The sequence below is a fragment of the Ideonella azotifigens genome, assembly GCF_006519715.1.
Taxonomy (GTDB): Bacteria; Pseudomonadota; Gammaproteobacteria; order Burkholderiales; family Burkholderiaceae_C; genus Ideonella; species Ideonella azotifigens.
Map to the genome: position 1 here is coordinate 1 of NZ_VIDT01000617.1, position 3,314 is coordinate 3,314.

2 protein-coding genes are annotated in these 3,314 nt (G+C 69.8%); both read left to right on the plus strand.

The genetic code is table 11. The annotated features are described in order from the left end of the window. Window positions 1–379 precede the first annotated feature (379 nt). On the plus strand, window positions 380–2,626 hold the full coding sequence (locus FKP22_RS25080; protein WP_141290404.1) for a TonB-dependent hemoglobin/transferrin/lactoferrin family receptor: 2,247 nt from the start codon (window positions 380–382) through the stop codon (window positions 2,624–2,626). A gap of 20 nt (window positions 2,627–2,646) precedes the next feature. Beyond that, the coding region (locus tag FKP22_RS25085; RefSeq protein ID WP_310733374.1) for a ChuX/HutX family heme-like substrate-binding protein at window positions 2,647–3,314 on the plus strand (668 nt) is incomplete at its 3' end.

Here is a 3,314-nt window from a genome sequence, read left to right on the forward strand (position 1 = left end):
GCGGGCGCTGCGCGAAGCCCGCTCGGTGGCAGAGGCGGCCACCTCGCAAGGCTTCTGGCACCTCGGCCAGTTCTCGCAGGACTACCGCGAACTGTTCGGCGAGCTGCCCTCGTCAACCTGGAAACGCTGGCAACAGCCCGGCGGCAGCGCACTTCACTGAGCTGGCCTTCGTCGCGCCGAAGCTTCGCGAGCCTCTTGTAATGAGAGTGATTCGCATTACAATCATTTAATCCTCTGGAAGCGCCCGCTGAAACGCCCTGCATCAGGTCGTTCGACAGCTCTGCCGCGGGCAGCGCCGCGATGACCCCGGCGCCCGCTTCCAGCCTGGCACCGCCAGCCTTGCGCCAGCACCTGCCGCCTCCTCATTTCTGGAACGCAATTGATCCGCAAGACGCCGTTGGCACTCGCCATGGGCCTGGCCGGGGCCGTGGCCCCGATGCTGCCTCTGTCCGCATGGGCGCAAGCCGCCTCAACAACCGCAGCCCCTACCGCCGCTGCCCTCGACGCACCGCTGCCGCTGCTCACCGTCACCGCCACGCGCACCGAGCGCGCGATCGACAACGTGCCGGCCACCGTCACGGTGCTGCCGGCCAAGCGAATCGAACAAAGCGGCGCGCGCGACATCAAGGACCTGCTCAACGACGAGCTGGACCTCACCGTGCGCCAGCAGGCCACGCGCTTCAATGCCTCCGGCGGCACGGCCCGTGCCGGCAACGAAGGCGTGAACATCCGCGGCCTGGAAGGCAACCAGGTGATGATGCTGGTCGACGGCGTGCGCACCCCTGCCGGCTTCACCTTCGGCCCCATAGGCACCGGCCGTGGCGACTTCCTGGTGCTGGACACTGCGCAAAGCGTCGAAGTGCTGCGCGGCCCCGCGTCCACCCAGTACGGCAGCGACGGCCTGGCCGGCGTGGTCAGCCTGCGCACGCTGGACCCGGCCGACCTGCTGAAAAAAGGCCAGACCTTCGGCGGCTTCGCCCGCGCCGGCTACAACTCTGTCGACGACTCCTGGGCCGCCACGCTGGGCCTGGCGGGCCGCGAAGGCCTCGATGGGCGGTGGCAAGGCCTGCTGCTGCTGACCACCCGCCGCGGCCACGAGACCGACAACCAGGGCGGCGTGGACACGCAGGACGGCACCCGCACGACGCCCAACCCCGTCAGCTACCGCGCCCCCGCGGTGCTGGCCAAGGTCTCCTATGCACTGGCGCCCGAACACGAACTGGGCCTGAGCTTCGAAAGCCAACAGCGCAAGCAGGACACCGAGGTCTACAGCGCCCGCGGCGACGTCAGCTCGCGCGGCACCACGACCACCACCACCGACCTGGACGCGCACGACAAGCTGGACCGCCAGCGCGTCTCGCTGGAACACCGCTTCGACGACGAAGCCGGCAGCTGGCTGCAGCGCGCCCGCAGCCAGGTCTACTGGCAGGACGCCAGCACCCACCAGCTCACGCTGGCCGAGCGCACGCTGACCACCGCCGGCGTGTCGACCGACTCGCCGCAAAGCCGCGACTACAACTACGAGCAGAAGCTGCTCGGCTTCTCGACCCAGCTCGAAAGCACCGTCGCCACGCCCGCGCTGGGACCGGACACACGCCAGCGTTTCAGCTACGGCCTGGACTGGAGCCAGGCCAAGGTCACCGGCGAGTTCACCGGCATCACCCCGCCCAAGCTTTTCCCCGACACCACCTACACGCTGGCCGGCGCCTTCGTGCAGGACGAGATCGAGGCCGGCCCCATCAGCATCATCCCCGCCCTGCGCTTCGACTCTTACAAGCTTTCGGCCAGCCAGGCCGGCTACACCGGCACGGCGGTCTCGCTGTCGGACCAGGCCGCCACACCGCGCCTGGGCGCCATCTGGCGGGCTGACGAAGCCTTTGCGCCCTACGTCAACTGGGCCCGCGGCTTCCGCGCGCCCACGCCGGACCAGGTCAACAGCAGCTTTGCCAACCCGGCGCAGTTCTACTCCAGCATCGGCAACCCGGACCTGAAGGCCGAGCGCGCCAACAGCGTGGAGCTGGGCCTGCGCGGCCGCGTGCGCGGCGCCTGGGGCGAGCTGCGCTACCAGGTGCTGCACTACGACAACCGCTATGACGACTTCATCAGTCAGCAGGTCGTCAGCGGCACCGGCGCGCCGACCGATCCGCTGGTCTTCCAGTACATCAACCTGAGCAAGGCACGCATCCTCGGCAGCGAAGCGCGCGCCGAATGGCAGCGCAGCGGCTGGGTGCTGAACGGCGGCGTGGCCATCTCGCATGGCCGCAGCGAGGCGGATGGCGTGAAGACGCCGCTGGACACCGTGGAGCCCGCCCGCAGCACGCTGGGCCTGCGCTACGAGGCAGCGGACTGGTCGCTGCGCGCCAGCGCGCTGCACGTGCAGGGCAAGGCCAGGAGCGAGATCTCCAGCGCCACCTACCACGCGCCCACCGGCTACACCACGCTGGACCTGGGCGGCAGCTGGAAGCCGCTGCCCGCCCTGACGCTGCAGGCCAATGTCAGCAACCTGTTCGACCGCCACTACACGCGCTGGTCCGACGTGCGCGGCCTGGCCGACAGCAGCACTGTCAAAGACGCCTACACCGCACCTGGCCGCAGCGTGCAGGTTGCAGCGCGCTACGACTTCTGAAGACCTTCCCGGAGCCCAAGATGAGCCTTTCGCCCGCCACCCCCACCCCATCGCTCGCAGCACTGCGCATCGCCTTCGCCGAGGGTCGCCGCGCCGCGCGCTCGCGCCACCGAGACCTTGCCGAAGCGCTGGGCGTGTCCGAAGGCGAGTTGGTCGCCGCGCATGCCGGGGCCTTCCCGGCAGACCAGTCGCCGCTACAGGCCACGCCGCTGCGCGCGGAATGGCCAGCCGTGATCGGCGCGCTGGCGCCGGCCGGCGAGCTGATGGCACTGACCCGCAACCCCTCCTGCGTGCATGAGAAGACTGGCGTCTACGCGCCTGCCAGCGCCAGCGGACCGGCCGGTGGCGAGATGGGGCTGGTGCTGGGCCGCGAGATCGACCTGCGCATCTTCTACAGCCGCTGGGCCCACGGCTTCGCGGTGGTCGAGCGCTTGGCCGACGGCAACACCCAGCGCAGCCTGCAGTTCTTCGATGCGCAAGGCGGCGCGGTGCACAAGGTCTTCACCCGCACGGGCACCGACCTGGTGGCCTGGCAAGCGGTGATCGACCGTTTCGCCTCGCCGGCAGCCGCGGCCGAACCGGTCGGCATCCAGACCTTGCCCGCCGCCGTTCCGCCCGAAGTCAAGCCCGATGCCGATGTGGATGTGGCCGCCTTCCAGGCCGAATGGCTGGCGCTGAAGGACACGCA